Raw genomic sequence first — 387 nt, 5'->3', positions numbered from 1 at the left:
TCGTCCTCGATGACACCACCGTGACAAACTATGTCGATCTGCCGGGTCATATCTGGGACAAGCGCCGGCGTCAGCTGATGAACAGCCAGCACTTCTCCAATTTCATCCGGCTCGGCCTGCTGTTGCAGCACGGCGGCACCTGGCTCGACGCCACCATTCTGCTCAGGCAACCGGTTCCTCGCCAGATCGAAAGCGAGGATTTTTACATCCTGCGCGAAACCAACCGCACGCCGCGGCTTGTGGAGACCTGGTTCATCCATGCGCGCAAGGGACACCCGCTGGTCGAGACGGTGATTCATGGCCTTGCCGACTACTGGGTCAAATACGATCGGCTTCTCGAGTATTTCATGTTTCCGCATCACATTGAGGCTTCTCTGTTGCTGCACC

The 387-nt window shown here is 57.6% G+C and carries 1 protein-coding gene; it reads left to right on the top strand.

What is annotated here, in order from left to right:
- Positions 1-20 precede the first annotated feature (20 nt).
- On the top strand, positions 21-387 hold a 367-nt coding region (locus EN786_RS36285), incomplete at its 3' end, for a capsular polysaccharide synthesis protein (RefSeq protein ID WP_246688845.1).

The organism is Mesorhizobium sp. M4B.F.Ca.ET.143.01.1.1 (genome assembly GCF_004792275.1).
Lineage (GTDB): Bacteria > Pseudomonadota > Alphaproteobacteria > Rhizobiales > Rhizobiaceae > Mesorhizobium > Mesorhizobium abyssinicae.
This window is presented reverse-complemented; position numbering and strand designations above follow the sequence as displayed.